Source organism: Delftia sp. WSY_12, from assembly GCF_043104645.1.
In the GTDB taxonomy this organism is placed as follows: Bacteria; Pseudomonadota; Gammaproteobacteria; order Burkholderiales; family Burkholderiaceae_C; genus Comamonas; species Comamonas tsuruhatensis.
This window is the reverse complement of sequence record NZ_JBICKW010000012.1, coordinates 371,183-390,861: the sequence shown is the minus strand read 5'-3', so window position 1 is coordinate 390,861 and position 19,679 is coordinate 371,183. Positions and strand designations below refer to the sequence as shown.

Below are 19,679 nucleotides of genomic sequence, written 5' to 3'. Positions count from 1 at the left end.
GTCTCAAGAAAAAAATCGAAGATCAGGACTTCGCTGCAAAAAAATGCAGTAGAATTTCAGCTTCAGCAAGCCCAGGTGGCGGAATTGGTAGACGCACTAGTTTCAGGTACTAGCGGGTAACTCCGTGGAGGTTCGAGTCCTCTCCTGGGCACCAAACATGAAAAGGCCGTTGCACATGCAACGGCCTTTTTCTTTGCCGTTTCCGAAAAGCGACGTCACGCGCCTCTCGCCAGAAAAATTTCACGAAAATCTTTGCAAGCCTGCCCGGCACATCGCTTTCGCGCTATATAATTTGCGTACTCTGAAATGCCCAGGTGGCGGAATTGGTAGACGCACTAGTTTCAGGTACTAGCGGGTAACTCCGTGGAGGTTCGAGTCCTCTCCTGGGCACCAAACATGAAAAGGCCGTTGCACATGCAACGGCCTTTTTGCTTGGGTGCGTACACGGATGCCTCCATCCCAAGCACCATCAGGTATCGGCAGGGTCAAAAAAAGGGAGCCGACGGCTCCCTTTCTTGACGATGAGGGTCTCAACCCCACCCCGTCACTTGCGCAGCAGTTGCTTGAGCACGTTCTGCAGGCGGCGTGCGGTGGCGTCATCGCGTGCCGATGCCAGCACCCGCGCGGCATCGCTGCCCCAGGTTTCCTGCGGGGCCGGATCGTTGCGGCGCGTCAGCAGTTGCAGCTGCAGGGCACGGCGGGCGCTCAGATGCTCTGCAGGCGTGGGCACGTCGGCAGCCATTTCAAGGCGCAGCAGGGCTTCACCCGCATCACCCTTGGGCGCCTGGGCCAGTGCCTGCGACCAGGCGCTGCGCACTTGCGCAGACACGCGACCGCCGAGCTGCTGGGCCGCCGGAATCTGCGTAGCGTCACGCGATTCCCAGGCTGCCATCAGCTGGGTCAGCGCTTCGCCATGGGCCTGGGCCGCGAGCTTGCGCAGAGCGTCCTGCGCATGCTCCATGGCTTCACGCTGGGCACGGAAGGCCGGATCGGCCAGGCGCGGACCGCGCTCTTCACGCGGTTCGCGGCCAAAGCGGCCATTGTCACGGTTGTCGCGTCCGTCCCTTCCATCGCGGCCACGGCCACCGTCGCGGCGGTCGCCAGGACGGGCAGCGCGCGCACCACCCTCTTCCTTCTTCATGCCGGGACGATCATCCCCGCGCACGGCAATCACGGGGCGCACCGGCGCCGGCTTCGCTTGCGATTCTTCCGAGCCGGCCGCAGCCACTGGCGCCTGTTCCGGCTGGGCAGCGTTGACGGAGGCATCGGCACGGCCGCGCAGCGCCTGCTCCAGAGCCTCCACCGCAGCGCGGATTTGCTGCACGTCACCCGATGTGTTGGCAGCTTCCACGGCCTGCGAAGCCTCCAGTACGCGGCGGTCATGGTCGCTGAGCTGCACGGCTGCGGCCCGGGAACCACGCTCGCTGCCCTTGCGGTTGAAAGCCTCGTCCAGGGGCTTGCGGAAGGCGTCCCACAGCTTTTGCTCATGCTTGCGATCCAGCGGCACGGCCTGTGCCTCGGCCTGCCAGCGCTGCTGCAGTGCCTTGACGGCATCGATGCGCAGGCTGGGTGCGGAGCCCAGCGCCGTGGCCTCGTCGATCATGGCGTGGCGGCGCTGCAGGCTGGCCTTTTGCGCAGCATGCAGCGGAGCCTCGGCCAGGGCCATGGCCTGCTTGAACTGGGGCTGCAGCTCGGCAAACAGTTTTTCACCGATATGACCGCTCTCGCGCCAGCGTTCAGCGAACTGGCGCAATGCGCGGGCCGCACCCTTGAGATCTTCGCTGGCGGCCTGCTGCGCTGCCCAGGCCTTGATCTCTTCGATCAGCGCCAGGCGCTGTGCCTTGGACTGGGTGGTTTCCGTGCGCAGCTTGTCGTGCCAGGACTCGACCACCTTGTGGGCCGCGTTGCAGGCTTCGTCAAACTTCTTCCAGAGAGCGTGGTTGGCCGCGCTGCCCTGGTCGGCCAGCTTCCACTGCTCACGCAGGCTGCGCAGGGATTCCTGGATCTTGCGACCGCCCAGCGCCTGGCCTTCGGGACGGTTCAGCAGAGCTTCCGCCTTGGCAACCAGCTCCTCACGCAGCTTGTCTGCGTTCTGACGCGGCCAGCCTTCGGCTTCGCCTGCTGCCAAGAGGGCCTCGTGCACCTTGGTGACCAGTGCGTCGTCCACCAGACGACCATGGGCCTTGATGGCGGCACGCACGGCTTGCACGGCAGCGGAGCCAGCCTTGCTTTCGCCAGCAGCCGTCTCGGCCTGGAGCTGTTCCAGCGCCTGGGTCAGGGCAGCGCTGGCGGCAGCCACCTGCTCAGGCGACGTCTTGGCCTTGGGCTGCGCTGCGCTGCGGCCGGCAGGCGCTGGCTTGGACGGCTCGGCGGCCGCTGCCTCGGGAGGCAGGCCACGCGCCACACGCAGTTCATCGGCCCACACGGGCACGGTGGGCAGCGGGGCTGCTTCGTCCGCTGCGGCGGCCTCGGTCAGCGCAAGGGCAGACTGGAACGCATCCCAGACAAGGATCAGCTGTGCGCTGGCGGCTTCCAGCTGGGGCGGGAAGCGTCCATCCACGCTGGCCCAGTTGGCATCGCCGGTGAGCTCGCCGGCCTGCTCCTGCCAGCGGGCCACGTCGGCGCGCAGGTTGTCGAGCACAGCCTGGGCGTCGCGCCATGGCTTGGTGGACAGGACTTCGATGCGCTGGGCCAGCAAGACAGCCACTTCGCGCTGGACCTGCACGCGATGCTGCAGTTCCTCGATGGCCTTGACGCGCTCGGCCAGTTGGGCCTTGTACTGCGACAGCGGCTCACGCGACAGCGGGGCGCCTGCCTTGGCGGCGTCGCGCTGCCAGGCGATGGCGTCGGCGGCATTGAAGGGCGATGCGACCAGCAGTGCCTGGGCCTTTTCAGCCCATTCCACTGCGATCTTTTCCTGGTCCTTGGTGCGGCGGATTTCATCCAGACGCTCACGCACGGCGCGGGCCGCGCTCTTGTCGCGCGCGCTCAGCTCCTTGAGGACGTCCTGCAATTGCTCGACCGAAGGCTGGGTTGCCAGCCAGTCGCGGATGCGCGAGGCGCGATCACCCGAGGTTTCGGCGGAGAAGGCACCGCCCGTGAGCACATCCAAGGGGTGTTGTTCAGGATTCTTGGCAGAAGCAGGGCTCACTTCAGGTGCATCGGACATGGTGCTGCGGGGGGAAAGAGAAGACATGAATCAATCGTTGAATGCCTGGCTGCCGCGGGCCGCCAGACGCGGCCGGCCGGGCTGCATGCGGGCATGCTAGCCGGGCCGGGAAAACCATATTCTCGCCGTTATTTGAAGCGGAGCCAAAACCGGGCTACTGTGCGGACAGGCTGAGCTGGGCGCGCGGGCTCCATTCCTGGTCGTCGGAATCCAGTTTCGGGGCCCCGAGAAACAGGCGCTCGAGCGGCAACTGCTGCTGCGCCAGATAGTCGCGAACGGCCACGCCGCGCGCCAGCGCCAGCTCGCGCATGGCATCGTCGGGCACGGTGATCTGCTCCAGCAGCAGGCTGCGCATCTGGTCGGTGGGCAAGTCCTTGGCCATGCCGATGACATTGCGCGGCTTGGCAAAGTCGGCACGGCTGTAAAGCGCCTTGGTCAAAGCCGGCACTTCGGCAGCAGACAACTCGGTCACCGATTCTGCCGATTTGCCCTCGCGCAGCACCTGGCGGCGTTTCTGGGCCAGCAACAGGCGATCGAGTTCGGCCTGCTTCCAGGCCTCCTTGTCCTGGGCCTCGCGCGCCTCGCCGATCACGGTGAGCCTGAGGGCCGGGCGCTCCTTGAGGGAGGCGACCACCTTGTCCAGGCTTTCGCGGGCCTTGGCATCGATCTGGGATCGGCCCGGCGCAAAGGCCACCACGCCCGACTCGCTGCTGCCGCCAAATGCGCCCGACAGCAGCGAGAACGGCGAGGTGACGGCCTTCATGATCAGGTTGCCGATGATCTTGAAGATGACTGGCGCCAACCTGAATTGGGGGTCGTTGAGCGAGCCGCTGACCGGCAGGTCCAGGTCGATGACGCCGTTGCGGTCGGCCAGCAACGCCACGGCCAGGCGCACGGGCAGCGAGGCCGGCGCACCTTCGACGGCTTCGCCGAAGGTGAGCTGGTGCAGCACCAGCTTGTTGCGCGCCGTGAGCTGGCCATCGGGCTCGATCTTGTAGCTGACATCCATGCTGAGCTTGCCGCGCTCGATGCCATGGCCCGCGTACTTGATGGAGTACGGCGACAGCGGCGGCAGCTCCAGATCGCGCATCTGGGCGCGTATGTCCAGGGCCAGCGGCTTGGCCAGCGGATTGATCTGGCCGGTGATCTCCAGCGAAGCCGTGCCCTGGGCGCGGCCGCGCAGCTCCACATCCGCCAGTTGCGGCCCCTGCTCCCCGGCCGGCTGTTCGGACGAGAAGGCGCTCAGGCGGCCGGCCAGCTCACTGAGGTCAGCCGAGTAGTTGGGCTGGATGAAGTAGTCGGAGAACTGCACCTTGCCGCCCGTCAGCACGATGGGGCCGATCTTGATGACCGGTGCAGGCCCGGAAGCGGCCTTCGGCGGGACGGGCTCGGCAGGAGCCGCCGCGCCATCCGCAGCCGGCGCGGTGTTTTGCTCCAGGGACTGCTGAGACTGGGCCGACTTGACGATGTCCTGCAGATTGATGCGGCCATTGCGCTGCACGATCACGCGTGCAAAGAAGTCGCTGAGCGCCGTCTCGCGCACGCTCAGGCGCAGCGGCTGGGCGGGCTGCATCTGCAGGTCCAGGCCACGCACGGCCAAGGTTTTCCAGGCGACGAGTTCATCGCGCAGGCCCAGGCCCAAGGCAGCCGATCGAGCCTTGGCCCGGTCGGCCGTGGATTCGCTGAGCACGGCTGCCACGGCGCCTGCGGCCGTGCTGGGTGCGCCCTGCCCCGCAGCCTCACCCCCGGCTTGCACGGGCGAGGCCAGCGCGGAACGCATGCGCAGATCCACCAGTTCGACATCGCCCTGCACCATCAGCTCGGGGCCGGCAGGCTGGCTGGCAAAGCGCAGCTGACCCAGGAAATTGCCATCGGCGCGCACCAGCTCCACATTGAGCATGTCGGCAAAGTAGGGCTCCAGCGCGTGCAGCGGCAGGCTGCGCGCCTGCAGCCTGCCCTGAAGCGACAGTGGCGCCAGTCCCAGATCGCCGCGCAGGCTCAGCGATCCTGCCTGGACACGCCGGCCCGAGCCGACCTGGGCGGACAGCTCCAGCGGCGTGGGGGGGGACTTGGCCGCCAGCGGCTCGATGGCGCCCAAGCGCAGGCGCAGTGAACTCAGATCCAGGGATACGGTGCGCGCCGAATCGGCGTTGCGCACGGGCGCTTCGTCACGCAGCGCAACGGCGCCACCGTCCACTTCCACGGCCTGCAGCCTCAGACCCCAGGGCCTGGGCTTGTCCTTGGCGGGGTCCGGCGTCGCAGGTGCCGAGGATGCGGGTGGCAGCCATTGCTCATACATCCACCGGCCCTGGGCGTCGCGCGACACGCCCAGCTGCGGCTTTTGCAGCGCCAGGCGCCCCACGGAAACCTGCTGGCTGGCCAGATTGACCTGCACCTGCTCCAGCTGCAGGCGCGCGATGTCGACTGGCGCGGCCTTGTCCTTGAGACTCAACTGCTCCACGCCCAGCTCGGCCACCTGCACCACCATGGCGGAGCCGCTCCAGCCCAGGCCGGCGTCGGTGCTCAGCAGACCGGTCAGCTCCGGCTTGAGATGGGCAGTCAGATACGGCGCCGCCAGTTGCAGAGGCAATTGCCGCGCGGAGACGGCCAGTTGCCCCTGCCTGTCGGTCATGGCGCCGCTCAGCCTCAGTTCGGCAGGTTTTGCGCCCTCTCCTGCCGCTGCAGACTGCACCTGCATGCCGGCATCAAATTGCAAAGGCTGCTCCAGCGGCCAGCGGACATCACGCACTTCCAATGACAGCTGGCGCGCCTGCAGCGCCGCACCCGACTGGCCTGCGCCGGGCGACGCATCGCGCCAATGCACCGTGGCATCGGAAATGGCCAGCCTGTCCAGGCTCACCCTCCAGGGCTGGGGCTGGGGCGCATCGGAGGCAGGCTTTTCCACTGCCGGCCTGGAATCGGAGGCAGAGCGACTGCCCATCGCCATCCAGTTGATGCGGCCTTGCGCATCACGGGCCGCGAAAATCTCTGGAGAGCTCCACTGCACGGACTCCAGCTCCACCACCGACTGCAGGGGCTGCACGTTCTTGAGCACGGCCGCCAGGCGCTCGAAACGCAGCAGGGGCGCCTCATCGCGGTCAAGCAACTCGGCACCGGACAGGCTGACCTCGCCGGTGATCCGCACCACGGCCTGCTCGGCCTGCTCAAAGGAGATGTGCAGATTGGTATCCAGCACGCCGGAGCGCGGCTTGACGGGGGCATTGGCGGGCACATAGCCCAGGTAAGGCGTCAGGTCCACGCCCTGCCAGCTCAGATCGACGGCCGTCTGGCGCTGGTCGGTGAAAGGCGTGCTCTGGGCACTGGATTCAAAGCGGCTGCCATTGAGCGCGAAGGACAGGTGCGGCAGCACCTTGATCTCGCGCTTGGACTCCAGATTACTGATGAACGGCAGCTTCAGCTGCAGCTGATCCAGCATGTGCTCACGCTGCTGGACATCGTCCTGCAATTGCACGCGGCCGTCGCGCAGCGCAATGTTGTACAGCGCAAAGCCCAAGGGCTTGGCCGGCGGCGTATCGCTGGGCTCGGCCAGCCGGGCCAGCACATCATCCACATCGAAGTGCCCCAGGCTCTGCTGCGTGAGGCGCAGCACCGGCGCATCGACCTCGATGGCATCCAGGACAGGCGCCAGCCTGAAGAGGGACTGGATACTGGCATTCACATAGATGCGGTCGACCTGCAGCTGTGGCGACGACGGCGCGGGTTCTGCCTGCCCTGCGCCCGCCTGCTGGCTTTTGGCAATGCGCAGATCACGCAGGGTCAGCTCCAGCGACCAGGGCCGGAACTCCACTGCCCCCACATGGACCTGGCGACCCAGCTTGGCCGATGCCTGCTTTTCCAGCTGGCTTTTGGCGACAACGGGCACCAGCGCCCACAGCAGCAGCCACAGCAAAAGAAACGCTGCAAAGGCGATGGCCAGCCTGCGCAGCCAGCGGTGCTTGAAGAGAAATTGCATGGGGCTCTAATAACTAGTACGGCGCCATCCTGGACAGAGGACGCAGCGGTGGCTGCATTGCATCAGAAATTGGGCTGGCAGCAAGGCCTCAACCCGCATCACCGCACATTTCTTGACGTTGCAGTCACCCTGGAACGACAAAGCCCGGAAGCCTTGAACCGGCTTCCGGGCTTTACGGCAGGCACAAGTCCTGGCCGTTTTCCGCAGTCAAGGAGAGGATGGTCCTTGCTGCTCGGAAGCAAGAGATTGCTTCCAGGAAGGCCGCGGAAGAAGACTTGAACGACTGTGCCCGAACCATCGAACACCACTTTTACCCGTCTTCCACCTTGGCGAGACGACTGCAGAAGCAGTCGCCTCCAATATAGAAGGACGCAGGCCAGGCCTGCCAGTGCTTTTGCATTTCATTGCAATTTCATGAAGCCCTGTACAACCGCCGCAAGCGCCCCACATCGGTAGCACGCAACCTGCTCTCAAACACTCAGAAACTGTGTTTGCATCCATGGTTTGTTATTATTCATCGATCTAACAAACGCACTTCATAGTGTTGACCGTGTATTTGGTGAACTCCTAGAATCCGCCAGCGCTCGAATAGAGCGTTTTTTGTTTCTGCTGCCTCACGACTGAGCAGATCCCGCAGGCCTACAACGCAACGGTGCACCAAGCGCCAGCCTCCCGGATCCGCAGCACCCAATCCAGGGTGTCAGCCTCACCGGCCTTCGCTTCGGCGAAGGCCGTTTCGGGTTGGTGCCCCTAGAAAGGAAAAAGCTATGCCAGCGTCAGGAAAATTTTTCGCCGCCGCGCGAACGTTCGCCATCGATGTGGCCAACGGTTTTCTTGCCATCATCCACAACAGCTTCGCCCTTCTGGGCCTGGCTGTGGCCTTCCTGGCCATTACCTTGTTCGCCCGTCCCGACCTGCGCGATGCCGGAGAGAGCCAGCTGCGCTCCTGGCTGACCGCTCGCCAGATGGCCGAGCTGGGTGCGCCCGTCGAACTCGCGGCCAGCGACCGCGCGACGGCGACCAACCCGAAGAACCTGCCCAAGGATCAGGCGGCCGTGGCCTTCTGGCTCAGCAAGAAGTACCGCGTGGCGCCCGAGCCCATCGCGGCACTGGTCAGCGAAGCCTACGACCTGGGCAAGGTCAACCGCCTGGACCCGACGCTGATCCTGGCCATCATGGCCATCGAATCCAGCTTCAATCCGTTCGCGCAAAGCGCTGTCGGCGCGCAAGGCCTGATGCAGGTGATGACCACGGTGCATACCGACAAGTACGAGAACTTCGGCGGCCAGAACGCCGCGTTCGACCCCGTCAGCAATCTGCGCGTGGGCGTGCGCGTGCTCAAGGAGTGCATTGAGCGCGCCGGCTCCATCGAAGGTGGCCTGCGCTACTACGTGGGCGCGGCCAACCTGCCCACCGACGGCGGCTATGCCGCCAAGGTGCTGGCCGAGCACCAGCGCCTGCGCATGGCCGCCGGCCTGCGTGCCGTGCCGCTGATGACCGCCAAGATCGAGCAGCCCAAGCAGGCCGTCCAGATCGCAGCCACCAAGCCGGCCACATCCACGGCCGAGGCAGCCGGACCTGCGGCCTCGGCTGCGTCCGCTGGTACCCCGGCAGTGCCGGTCAGCTCGAGCAGCATGTCCGCGCGCACCGAACAGGTGGCCCTGCAGACACAGGAGCCGGCGCTGTAACCGGAACCACCGACATGGCGCACGAAGCTGGCTAAGGCCAGCTTTTTTCATGCCTGCCTGCACCCGCTGATCTGCCAGGCAGGCGGCTTCGCCAACGCCCCTCGCCTGTCTTCGGCTCCATCAGCTCAGCTACACTAGCGGGGTACGCAACTGGCGATAGGCGCAGCCGCTTCACGCACCGCTGCCGCTGACGTGGAAACCAGCAGAAGGCCTGAAAAGAACCACCTTCTGTGAACCACCGGGGAGCGTACCGCCCAGCCTCCATGCGCACGCGGGATCTGGAGTGTTCCGCCGTTCGCCTGGGCAGCCCTTGGCCTCAAGGGAATTTCAAGTTCACAGGACTGCCATGTTTCAACGCACCAATACCGTCGAGAAGGTCGACGCCGAAGTCTTTGCCGCCATCCAGGCCGAGAACCTGCGTCAACAAGAACATATCGAGCTGATCGCCAGCGAGAACTACTGCTCGCCCGCCGTGATGGAAGCCCAGGGCTCCCAGCTCACCAACAAGTACGCCGAAGGCTACCCGGGCAAGCGCTACTACGGCGGCTGCGAGAACGTCGATGTGGTCGAGCAGCTTGCCATCGACCGTGTCAAGAAGCTGTTCGGCGCCGAAGCCGCCAACGTTCAGCCCAACTCCGGCTCCCAGGCCAACCAGGCCGTGCTGATGGCCTTTGCCAAGCCCGGCGACACCATCATGGGCATGAGCCTGGCCGAAGGCGGCCACCTGACGCACGGCATGCCGCTGAACATGTCGGGCAAGTGGTTCAACGTGGTCTCCTACGGCCTGAACGCCGAAGAAGCCATCGACTACGACAAGATGGAAGCGCTGGCGCGCGAGCACAAGCCCCGCATCATCGTGGCCGGCGCATCGGCCTACGCCCTGGCCATCGACTTCGAGCGCTTCGCCAAGATCGCAAAGGAAGTCGGCGCCATCTTCTGGGTGGACATGGCCCACTACGCCGGCCTGATCGCCGCGGGCGTGTACCCCAACCCCGTGCCCCACGCCGACGTGGTCACCACCACCACGCACAAGAGCCTGCGCGGCCCGCGCGGCGGCGTGATCCTGATGAAGGCCGAGCATGAGAAGGCCATCAACAGCGCCATCTTCCCCGGCCTGCAAGGCGGCCCGCTGATGCACGTCATCGCCGGCAAGGCCGTGGCCTTCAAGGAAGCACTGTCTCCCGAGTTCAAGGCCTACCAGGAGCAGGTCGTGAAGAATGCCAAGGTCGTCGCCGAAACGCTGACGGCCCGCGGCCTGCGCATCGTCTCCGGCCGCACGGAAAGCCACGTCATGCTGGTGGACCTGCGCGCCAAGGGCATCACCGGCAAGGCGGCCGAAGCCGCACTGGGTGCCGCCCACATGACGATCAACAAGAACTCCATCCCCAACGACCCCGAAAAGCCGATGGTCACCAGCGGCATCCGCGTGGGCACGCCCGCCATGACCACGCGCGGCTTCAAGGAAGAGGAAGCCCGCCTGACGGCCAACCTGCTGGCCGACGTGCTGGAGAACCCCAGCGACGAAGCCAACCTGGCCCGCGTGCGCGCCCAGGTGGCCGAGCTGACGGCCCGCTTCCCGGTCTACGGCGCCTGATTTGAGCGCATAGAGGCCTGCCATGAAGTGCCCGTTCTGCAGCCACCCGGACACCCAGGTCGTGGAGACCCGTGAGGCCGAGGATGGGGGCTTCATCCGCCGCCGCCGCCAATGCGGCGGCTGCGACAAGCGCTTCACCACCTACGAGCGGCCCGAGGTCAGCTTCCCCGCCATCGTCAAGAAGGACGGGCGGCGCATCGAGTACGAGCGCGCCAAGCTGCTGGGTTCGTTCAAGATTGCGCTGCGCAAGCGTCCCGTGAGCACGGAGCAGATCGATGCCGCCATCGAGCGCATCGAGGAACGGCTGCGCAACCTGGGCGAGCGCGAAGTGCTCTCCAGCCGCCTGGGCGAGATGGTGATGCGCGAGCTCAAGCTGCTCGACAAGGTCGGCTACATCCGCTACGCCAGCGTCTACCGCAGCTTCGAGGACGTGGACGACTTCAAGAACGTCATGGATGAAGTCCGCAATCCTGGCTGATCAGGCCGGCAGGACACAAGAAAGCCGCCCTTGGGCGGCTTTCTTGTGTCCTGGCAGCGCTTTCAGGGCGCCGCGGCAGGAATCGGCGCCAGGCCTGAATCGACGTCGCCGCACTGGGCGCGGTGGCGCAGGGCGTGGTCCATCACCACCAGGGCCAGCAACGCTTCGGCGATGGGCGCGGCGCGGATGCCCACGCAGGGGTCATGGCGACCCTTGGTGATGACTTCGGTGCTCTGGCCCTGGGTGTCGATGGACTCGCGCGGCGTGATGATGGAGCTGGTGGGCTTGATGGCGATGCGCACCTCCAGATCCTGGCCCGTGCTGATGCCGCCCACGATGCCACCGGCGTTGTTGCTGCGAAAGCCTTCGGGGCTCAGCGAGTCGCCGTGCGTGGTGCCGCGCTGGACCACGCTGTCGAAGCCCGCGCCGATCTCCACGGCCTTGACGGCGTTCAGGCCCATCATGGCGTAGGCGACGTCGGCATCGAGGCGGTCATACAGCGGCTGGCCCAGGCCCACCGGCATGCCACTGGCCTGCACGCGCAGCGCGGCGCCGCAGGAGTCGCCCGACTTGCGCAGCGCATCCATGTATTCCTCGTAGCGGGACACATCGGCCACCGGCGCAAAGAAGGGATTGTTGCGCACATGCTCCCAGCTCTCGAAGGGCAGCGACAGCTCGCCCACCTGGGTCATGCAGGCGCGGAACTCGGTGCCGAATTTTTCCTTGAGCCACTTCTTGGCCACGGCGCCGGCCGCCACCGTGGGCGCCGTCAGCCGTGCGGAGGAGCGGCCGCCGCCGCGCGGATCACGGATGCCGTACTTCTGGAAGTAGGCGTAGTCGGCATGGCCGGGACGAAAGCTTTGCGCAATGTTGGAGTAGTCCTTGCTGCGCTGGTCGGTATTGCGGATCAGCAAAGCGATCGGCGTGCCCGTGGTGCGGCCTTCGTAGACACCCGAGAGGATTTCCACCGCGTCCGGCTCGTTGCGCTGCGTCACGAACTTGCTGGTGCCGGGGCGGCGGCGGTCCAGGTCGTGCTGGATATCCGCCTCGCTCAGTGCCATGCCAGGCGGGCAACCGTCGATGACGCAGCCGATGGCCGGGCCATGCGATTCGCCGAAGTTGGTGACAGTGAATAGGGTTCCGAAGGTGTTGCCGCTCATAGGCCGATGATTATGCCCGGGTCGCCCCCAGGCGCCGCTCCCGCTGCAGCGGTGCATTGCGCAGGCTGCCATCTCCTGCAAAGAAACAATAAAACTATCAAATTACAAATATTGATAGCTAGAATTACAGAACATTGTTCTTCAACCGCCTGCGGACCATCCCTCAGGCACCAGCCGCAACTTGCGGGAGATTCGTGAAATGCAGACCTCTTCCGGCTCAACGCAACGCCAGGATCGCAGCGATCCTGCGAGCAGCACTCCACCGCCCTCACCCATCCTTCAACAGGATGCCGGTGACCAGAATCTTCACCCCACCCTGATGACCATGCTGCTGGTCTCAGCCAGGCCCGATGATTTCAGAACCCGCAACCGGCTTGCCCAGGCCAAGCAGTACATGCGGGCCCGGCTGGATGACCCCGAGCTCAAGCCCCTGCAGGTGGCCCAGGGCCTGGGCATGTCGCTGCGCAGCCTGGCGCGCCTGTTCGCCACCGAGGGACTGACTCCCAGCCGCTGGCTCTGGAACGAGCGCCTGGCCCAGGCCCACCTGCTGCTGCAGGCCGACAATGCGCGGCGCGTGACCGATGTGGCGATGGCCTGCGGCTTCACCAGCTTCTCGCACTTCAGCCGCGTCTTCAGGCAGACCTATGCCGTGCCGCCCAGCGCCTTGCTCAAGCCCCGGCGCAGCAGCGTGCATTGAACGGGCTTGCGCCCGGCCGTAAAAAAACCAAGGCCTGCGCCGCGTTCTGCGGTCGCAGGCCTTGCTGCATGGGCAGGGGCGGTCTTGCCGCGACCGGATGATCAGTCCGCGCCCTGGCGCTCGCCTTCGGGCCAGTCGCGGATATAGGCCTTGAGCATGCGGTTCTCGAAGTTCTGGCTGTCCACCACGGCCTTGGCCACGTCGTACAGGCTGATCACGCCCATCAGCATGCGCTTGTCCATCACCGGCATGTAGCGCGCATGGCGGTCCAGCATCATGCGGCGCACCTCGTCCATGTCGGTTTCCATGGTGCAGGTCATGGGAGCGTCGTCCATGGCCGAGCGCACCAGCGTCTCGCCCACGCCGCCGTGTTTGACGAAGCCCTGGATCACTTCGCGGAAGGTCAGCATGCCGACCACGTCGCCGTGCTCCATGACCACGAGGGAGCCTATATCGCGCTCGGACATCACCTGCACCGCGCTGGCCAGGCTTTCGTCCGGCGACACCGTGTAGAGGGTGTTGCCCTTGACGCGCAGGATGTCACTTACTTTCATGCCGTATCTCCAAGATTGTCTGTGTCGCCGTGGTTGCGGCAAGCCCATGTCTGCCGGGAAATATAGCCCACAATGCCCGCTTGCCTTGACAACCATGGAGACAGGAATGCCCGGCTACTCGGATCCCGGCTTTGACACTCTGGCGCTGCACGCGGGCGCACAGCCCGACCCCGCCACCGGTGCGCGCGCGACGCCCATCCACCTCACGACCTCGTTCGTCTTCGAGTCCAGCGACCATGCGGCCTCTTTGTTCAATCTGGAGCGCCCCGGCCACGTCTACAGCCGCATCTCCAATCCCACGAACGCCGTACTGGAGCAGCGCGTCTCGGCCCTGGAAGGGGGCGTGGGCGCCATCGCCGTGGCCAGCGGCCAGGCGGCGCTGCACCTGTCGGTGGCCACGCTCATGGGCGCGGGCAGCCACATCGTGGCCAGCACGGCGCTGTACGGCGGCTCGCAGAACCTGCTGCACTACACGCTGGCGCGCTTCGGCATAGAGACCACCTTCGTCAAGCCCGGCGACATCGACGGCTGGCGCGCCGCCGTGCGGCCCAATACCAAGCTGTTCTTCGGCGAGACCGTGGGCAACCCGGGCCTGGACGTGCTCGACATTCCCACCATCAGCGCCATCGCGCATGAGGCCGGCGTGCCGCTGCTGGTGGACTCCACGCTGACCTCGCCCTGGCTGATGAAGCCGTTGGAGCATGGCGCGGACATCGTCTACCACTCGGCCACCAAGTTCCTGTCGGGCCACGGCACCGTGGTCGGGGGCATCGTGGTGGATGGCGGCAGCTTCGACTGGGAAAAGTCGGGACGCTTCCCGGAGCTGACCGAGCCCTACGACGGCTTCCACAACATGGTGTTCAGCGAGGAAAGCAGCACTGGCGCCTTCCTTCTGCGCGCACGCCGCGAAGGCCTGCGCGACTTCGGCGCCTGCATGAGCCCGCACACGGCCTGGCTGATCCTGCAGGGCATAGAGACGCTGCCGCTGCGCATGGAGCGCCATATCCGCAACACCGAGAAGGTGGTGCAATTCCTGGCCAGCCATCCGCTGGTGGGCCGCGTGGGCCACCCGCTGCTCGATACCCATCCCTCGCACCAGCTCGCCAAGAAGCTGCTGCCGCGCGGCGCAGGCTCGGTGTTCAGCTTCGACATCAAGGGCAACCGCAACCAGGGCCGCAAGTTCATCGAGACGCTCAAGGTCTTCAGCCACCTGGCCAACGTGGGCGACTGCCGCAGCCTGGTCATCCACCCTGCCAGCACCACGCACTTCCGCATGAGCGACGAGGCGCTGGCCCAGGCCGGCATCGGCCAGGGCACGATCCGCCTGTCCATCGGGCTGGAAGACGCAGACGACCTGATCGACGACCTCAAGCGCGCCCTCAAGGCGGCCGAGAAGGCCGCGTGAATCGGCAAGGGAGACACCAACAATGAAGATCGATGTTCACGGCCACGCCATCTACGCCTATACCGGCGGCAAGGCCTTCCATCCCGCACAGCCGACGGCCATCCTCATCCACGGCGTGCTGTGCGACCACAGCGTCTGGGCACTGCAAAGCCGTTACCTGGCCAACCACGGCTGGAACGTGCTGGCCATAGACCTGCCGGGCCACTGCCGCAGCGCAGGCGATGCGCCGGCCAGCGTGGAGGCGGCGGCGGATTTCATCGGCCAGCTCATGGATGCGGCAGGCATCGAGAAGGCCGCGCTGGTAGGCCACAGCTGGGGCAGCCTGATCGCCATGGAAGCGGCTGCGCGGCTGGGCGCGCGCGTCAGCCACCTGGTGCTGGTGGGCACGGCCTATCCGATGAAGGTCTCGCCCGCCCTGCTGGACTCCGCACTGAGCACGCCAGAGCAGGCCATCCGCATGGTCAATGTGTTCTCGCGCGCCACGCTGGCGCCACCCAGCGGCGCAGGCAGCTGGGTGTTCGGCGCCGGCATGGCGCTGGGCCGGCGCGTGCTGGCCAGCAATGACCGCACCAACCTGCTGCACGCCGGCTTCAAGGCCTGCGACAGCTATGCGGGCGGCGAGGCGGCCATGGCGGCGCTGCAATGTCCGGTCCTGTTCGCCCTGGGCGAGCAGGACCAGATGACGCCGCCCAAGGCCGCCAAGGGCCTGATCGAGGCGGCCCGGGCCGCGCAGCGCCAGGTCAGCATCGTGCACCTGCCCAGCGGCCACAACCAGATGACCGAGGCGCCCGACCAGACGCTGTTCGCCATCCGGGATTTCCTGGCGCGCTGAGACCGGCCGGGTCCTGCCCGCAGGGCAGGCACGCACTCACGCACTCACTCACGCGCCGCGCGCGGGGAAGATGCTCTTTTTCACGAGCGCGTGCACGCCCCAGTTGCCATCCACCACCTGGGTGATGCCGAAGTCCACGGCAATCGACATCAGCGAGATGGCCTCGTCCTCTCCCAGCCCCTGGGTGGTCATGAGGAAGTGGCGCATCTTGTGATAGGCGTCGCGCAGAGCCAGGTCCACGGAAGACTTCTTGAAGATCTGGTTTTGCGCATCCGGCCCCAGCTCCGCCAGGTAGTTGGCGTAGCTGAAGCCGTGCAGCAGCCATTCGTCCTGGGTTTCGAGCAGCGGATAGGCCAGCTCGGCCAGCGGCGTTCCAGGCAGGTCCGCCTTCTTGTGCAGGATCAACTGGAAGGTGCCGGTCAGCGAGCACTCGATGGCCGTGCCGCACAGCTCGGAGTCCCCCTGCGAGGCATGCGGATCGCCCACGGTGAAGTTGGCCCCTGGCACGGCCACGGGGAAATACATGGTCGCCCCCTTGCCGATGCGCCAGTTGTCGATGTTGCCGCCCGTGTGGTTGGGCGGAATGGAGCTGGCCATCTCCACCTCGGCCGGCGCCACGCCGATGGTGCCGAAATGCGGGCGCACGGGAACGCGGATATTGCGCAGCACGTTTTCGTTCTTGCTGATCGTGCGGTGGTCCACGGGCACGCCCGGATAGTCGATGGTCGGGTGGACCACGCCGAAGGGGTCGGTCTGCGGCGTCCAGCGGTAGTTGTAGACGGCGCGGGCCCAGTTGCGCTCGCCGGTCGCATCCACCTCGTAGATGGTGACCACCTCGCGCTTTCGGGGCTCGGTGAGCGTGTCGCCATAGTGAAAGCCCCAGTTCGCCGCCGCATTGCTGCCAAAGGTCCGGCCCTTGAACTGCGGGTTGCCCGAGGGGCGCGGCACCACATCAATGATGCGCACTTCCAGCACATCGCCGGGCTGGGCGCCCTTGATGCGTACCGGCCCCGTGCAGATGTGCACGCCCTGGCCCCCACCTGCGCCGTTCTTGGCATCCATGGGACCGGCACCCCGGCGATCGACGTTCTTGCGCTGGCTGTCCCAGTGGAACACGCTCTCGGCGCCAGGGTCGCCCCGGACCATGCGTTCGGCATCGTCATTGGCATGGTGGGTCAGCGTCTCCATGGTCACGTAGTCACCCGATTCGACTTCGACCACCGGCTTGGCCGATCTGCTGAAGTAGCCCCAGAGCACGGTGCTGGCAGAGGCGGGAATGTAGTAGTGGCTGGCCATGCCCTGGCCGGCCCGGGCGCCAGGCGCACCCTGGGCAAAGGCCCGGGACGGTGCCATCGCACCGCTGATGGCGCCAGCCGAGACCGCGCCGCCACCGACCACCATGGCGTCGCGCAGGAAGGAACGGCGTGCAACCTGGAATTCCTCGCGGATCAGCGTCTCATCGGCTGGCGAAGCACCGTGCTGGCAGCCCGGGCCGCAGATATGTTCTTGGTGGGGGATGGTCATCGAAAATACTCCTGCTGTTGTGGATCGGTGCCGGCAGCGCCAGTGTCCAGGCGAGCATGTCCAGGCCGGTTGTTCCTGCGCGCACAAAAACTTGTCGCGGCTGCCATCCGGTGCGCCGGGCTTGGACAGGCAGTACGCGGCAGTTCATAGTTCGCCCCTGATGCACGACGATCCAAGACGCTTTTCCACCCACGCATTTCCCGATGCCTTGCGGCAGGCTGCGCTCAATGAGGCGCTGTCCAGGGCAGACATCCATGGCGAAGCGCCCACGCCACCAGCCACCCACCTGGCGCTGCGCAGCTCGCCACTGGGATCGGTGTTCATCACGCTGGCCACCTCGCCGCTGACGCTGCGGGCCGTGGCCAAGCGGCTGCGCGGCCCGGGCCTGCTGCTGTGCGCCTTGCTGCAAGGCAGCGCCGATGCGGTGGTCGAGGACGCCGCGTTCCCGCTCAAGGCCGGCTCGGCCTTGCTGCTGGAGTCAGACCGGGAATGGCAGCTGCAGTTGCCCGGCGACGGCCGCCTGCTGCTTGCGCGGCTGGAGTCCTCGAGCTTTCTGCTGCGCCTGCTGCGCTCGTGCCCGCCCGAGGCCAGGCACATCGGCGGGACAGGCGGTGTGGGGGCCATGTGCATGGCAATGGCGGCCTCACTGGCAGAGCAGATCGACACACTGGCACAGGACGATCTGCTGTCGGTGGAGGCCACGCTCACCGACATGCTGGTCACCTGCCTGACACCGCGCGCCGGCAATCCCGACCAGGAGCAGGCCGAGGCGACCGAGCCGCCCAGCGCCGTGCAGCTTGGCCATCTGCGCCGCATCTGCCGCGCCATCGAAACCCGGCTGGGCGATGCCGAGCTGTCCATCGATGCCATCGCCGAAGCCGAGGGGCTGTCCACGCGCTATCTGCAAAAGCTGTTCAAGGGAGCGGCCACCAGCTTCAGCACCTACCTGCGCGAACGCCGGCTGGAGCGCTGCCGCATGGACCTGAGCAACCGCTCGCTGCAGCATTGCTCCATTGCCGAGCTGTGCTTTCGCTGGGGCTTTGGCGATGCCGCCAACTTCAGCCGTGCCTTCACGGCCCGCTATGGACTGTCCCCCAAGGCCTATCGCGCCAGTCCGGCGCGCGTGCAGGATGCGCCGCCCGGCCAGCGCGGACGCCCCTCGCCCGCCGAGAGCGCTGCACAGGGTGCAGAACCGGCCGCAGCGCGCCTGGCACACAGCCCGTTCCAGGCCCTGCTGCGCGACCATGCACGCTACGCCCAGGCGCTGGCCCTTGTGCCCAAGCGCTCGGCGCACGCAGACAATGGTGGTGCGTCGCCCCAGCACTACTACCTTCCGGTCTCCGACAAGACCGTGCACTGGGGCTACCTGAGCCGTTCACTCAAGCCCGTGCTTTCGGTGCGCTCGGGTGACGTGGTGACCATGGAGACGCTGACCCAGCATGCCTCGGACGACTGGGAACGCATGATCGAAGGCGATCCGGGCGCCGAAAGCGTGTTCCACTGGACCGCAGCCCAGAAGGCCGTGGACCGGCGCGGCGCGGGCCCGATGGATGCCTCGATCTACGGCCGCGGCGCGGGCGAGGGCTTCGGCGTGCACATCTGCACCGGCCCCGTCTATGTGCATGAGGCCGAACCTGGCGACCTGCTGGAGATACGCATCCTCGACGTGCAGCCACGCCCCAGCTGCAGCCCCGCCCACCACGGCCGTGTCTTCGGCAGCAACGCCGCCGCCTGGTGGGGCTTTCACTACCGCGACCAGATCACGGAGCCCCGCCAGCGCGAAGTGGTCACCATCTACGAAATCGACCACGCACTGCCCGAGGAGCCCACGGCCCGCGCCGTCTACAACTACCGCTGGACGCCGCAGACCGACCCCTTCGGCGTGGTCCATCCGACCATCGACTACCCGGGCGTGCCCGTGGACCCCGCCAGCATCACCCGGCGCTTTGGTGTGCTGGACAAGGCACGCGTGCCGCTGCGTCCGCATTTCGGCATGCTGGCCGTGGCACCGCGAGAGGCCGGCCTGATCGACTCCATACCGCCGAGCTACTTCGGCGGCAACCTGGACAATTGGCGCGCGGGCAAGGGAGCCACCCTCTTCCTGCCCGTATCGGTGCCAGGCGCACTGTTTTCGGTGGGAGACCCGCATGCATCCCAAGGCGACTCGGAACTGTGCGGCACGGCCATCGAATGCTCGCTGACCGGCAGCTTCGAGCTGCGGGTGCACAAGCGCGCCGCGCTGGACAACCGCTTCCTTGCAGAGCTGGACCACCCTTTCCTGGAGACCGGCTCCGAGTGGGTGATACAGGGCTTCAGCTTCACCGACCACCTGGCCGAACTGGGCAGCCAGGCGCAGTCCCAGGTCTATCGCAAATCATCGCTGGAAGGCGCCATGCGTGACGCCTTCCACAAGGCAAGGCGCTATCTGATGCTGGCCCACGGGCTGGACGAGGACGAGGCCGTATCACTGATCTCCGTGGCCGTGGACTTCGCCGTGACGCAGGTGGTGGACGGCAACTGGGGCGTGCACGCCGTGATCAAGAAGAAGCTGTTTCCGCCGGAGCTCTCGGCGTCCGCCCAGGCGGGCCACTGAAGCCCACCCGGG

12 protein-coding genes, 2 tRNA genes and 1 riboswitch are annotated in these 19,679 nt (G+C 66.2%); of the genes, 9 read left to right on the top strand and 5 right to left on the bottom strand.

Features of this window, described 5'->3' with window-relative positions; translation table 11 throughout:
• Window positions 1–69 precede the first annotated feature (69 nt).
• Together ACF8LI_RS07270 and ACF8LI_RS07265 are read left to right on the top strand one after the other, a co-directional pair.
• Window positions 70–154, top strand: a tRNA-Leu gene (locus ACF8LI_RS07270).
• Between the two features lie 154 nt (window positions 155–308).
• Window positions 309–393 (top strand) — tRNA-Leu (locus ACF8LI_RS07265).
• Between the two features lie 151 nt (window positions 394–544).
• Here ACF8LI_RS07265 and ACF8LI_RS07260 read toward each other — a convergent pair.
• Both ACF8LI_RS07260 and ACF8LI_RS07255 read right to left on the bottom strand, forming a co-directional pair.
• The gene (locus ACF8LI_RS07260; RefSeq protein WP_392414767.1) at window positions 545–3,169 is read right to left on the bottom strand and encodes a DUF349 domain-containing protein; all 2,625 of its coding nucleotides are present in this window, start codon (window positions 3,167–3,169) and stop codon (window positions 545–547) included.
• A gap of 154 nt (window positions 3,170–3,323) precedes the next feature.
• Window positions 3,324–7,142 (bottom strand): DUF748 domain-containing protein, encoded by a 3,819-nt coding sequence (locus tag ACF8LI_RS07255; RefSeq protein ID WP_392414678.1) that lies wholly within the window; start codon window positions 7,140–7,142, stop codon window positions 3,324–3,326.
• Between the two features lie 767 nt (window positions 7,143–7,909).
• Between ACF8LI_RS07255 and ACF8LI_RS07250 the strand changes: the two genes are divergently transcribed.
• From ACF8LI_RS07250 to nrdR, 3 genes are all read left to right on the top strand, one after another.
• Complete coding sequence (locus ACF8LI_RS07250; protein WP_016447496.1) at window positions 7,910–8,830, top strand: lytic transglycosylase domain-containing protein; 921 nt, start codon at window positions 7,910–7,912, stop codon at window positions 8,828–8,830.
• 136 nt (window positions 8,831–8,966) lie between these two features.
• Window positions 8,967–9,142: riboswitch (ZMP/ZTP riboswitch) on the top strand.
• A 34-nt stretch (window positions 9,143–9,176) separates the two neighbouring features.
• Window positions 9,177–10,424 (top strand): serine hydroxymethyltransferase, encoded by a 1,248-nt coding sequence (gene glyA, locus ACF8LI_RS07245; RefSeq protein WP_016447497.1) that lies wholly within the window; start codon window positions 9,177–9,179, stop codon window positions 10,422–10,424.
• Between the two features lie 22 nt (window positions 10,425–10,446).
• Window positions 10,447–10,902, top strand: coding sequence for a transcriptional regulator NrdR (nrdR, locus tag ACF8LI_RS07240; protein ID WP_012206755.1), 456 nt, complete (start codon window positions 10,447–10,449; stop codon window positions 10,900–10,902).
• 62 nt (window positions 10,903–10,964) lie between these two features.
• Here nrdR and aroC read toward each other — a convergent pair whose 3' ends face one another.
• Window positions 10,965–12,062: a chorismate synthase gene (gene aroC, locus ACF8LI_RS07235; RefSeq protein WP_016447498.1), complete on the bottom strand. Its 1,098-nt coding sequence runs from the start codon at window positions 12,060–12,062 to the stop codon at window positions 10,965–10,967.
• 325 nt (window positions 12,063–12,387) lie between these two features.
• Between aroC and ACF8LI_RS07230 the strand changes: the two genes are divergently transcribed.
• Window positions 12,388–12,759 (top strand): helix-turn-helix domain-containing protein, encoded by a 372-nt coding sequence (locus tag ACF8LI_RS07230; protein WP_239009656.1) that lies wholly within the window; start codon window positions 12,388–12,390, stop codon window positions 12,757–12,759.
• A 101-nt stretch (window positions 12,760–12,860) separates the two neighbouring features.
• On the opposite strand, the gene ACF8LI_RS07225 is transcribed toward ACF8LI_RS07230, so the two are convergent.
• A complete protein-coding gene (locus tag ACF8LI_RS07225; RefSeq protein WP_012206758.1) occupies window positions 12,861–13,313 on the bottom strand; it encodes a CBS domain-containing protein in 453 nt (150 codons plus the stop codon).
• Window positions 13,314–13,419: 106 nt separating this feature from the next.
• On the opposite strand from ACF8LI_RS07225, the gene ACF8LI_RS07220 reads away from it, so the two are divergent.
• The gene (locus tag ACF8LI_RS07220) at window positions 13,420–14,718 is read left to right on the top strand and encodes an O-acetylhomoserine aminocarboxypropyltransferase (protein ID WP_017406117.1); all 1,299 of its coding nucleotides are present in this window, start codon (window positions 13,420–13,422) and stop codon (window positions 14,716–14,718) included.
• Between the two features lie 22 nt (window positions 14,719–14,740).
• Complete coding sequence (locus ACF8LI_RS07215) at window positions 14,741–15,550, top strand: alpha/beta fold hydrolase (protein WP_392414679.1); 810 nt, start codon at window positions 14,741–14,743, stop codon at window positions 15,548–15,550.
• Between the two features lie 48 nt (window positions 15,551–15,598).
• Here the strand turns inward: ACF8LI_RS07215 and ACF8LI_RS07210 are convergent, their stop codons facing one another.
• Window positions 15,599–17,074 carry an acetamidase/formamidase family protein gene (locus tag ACF8LI_RS07210; protein WP_034367320.1) on the bottom strand — a complete coding sequence of 492 codons (1,476 nt, stop codon included), beginning with the start codon at window positions 17,072–17,074 and terminating at the stop codon, window positions 15,599–15,601.
• Window positions 17,075–17,234: 160 nt separating this feature from the next.
• On the opposite strand from ACF8LI_RS07210, the gene ACF8LI_RS07205 reads away from it, so the two are divergent.
• On the top strand, window positions 17,235–19,667 hold the full coding sequence (locus ACF8LI_RS07205) for an acetamidase/formamidase family protein (RefSeq protein ID WP_392414680.1): 2,433 nt from the start codon (window positions 17,235–17,237) through the stop codon (window positions 19,665–19,667).
• Window positions 19,668–19,679: the final 12 nt, after the last annotated feature.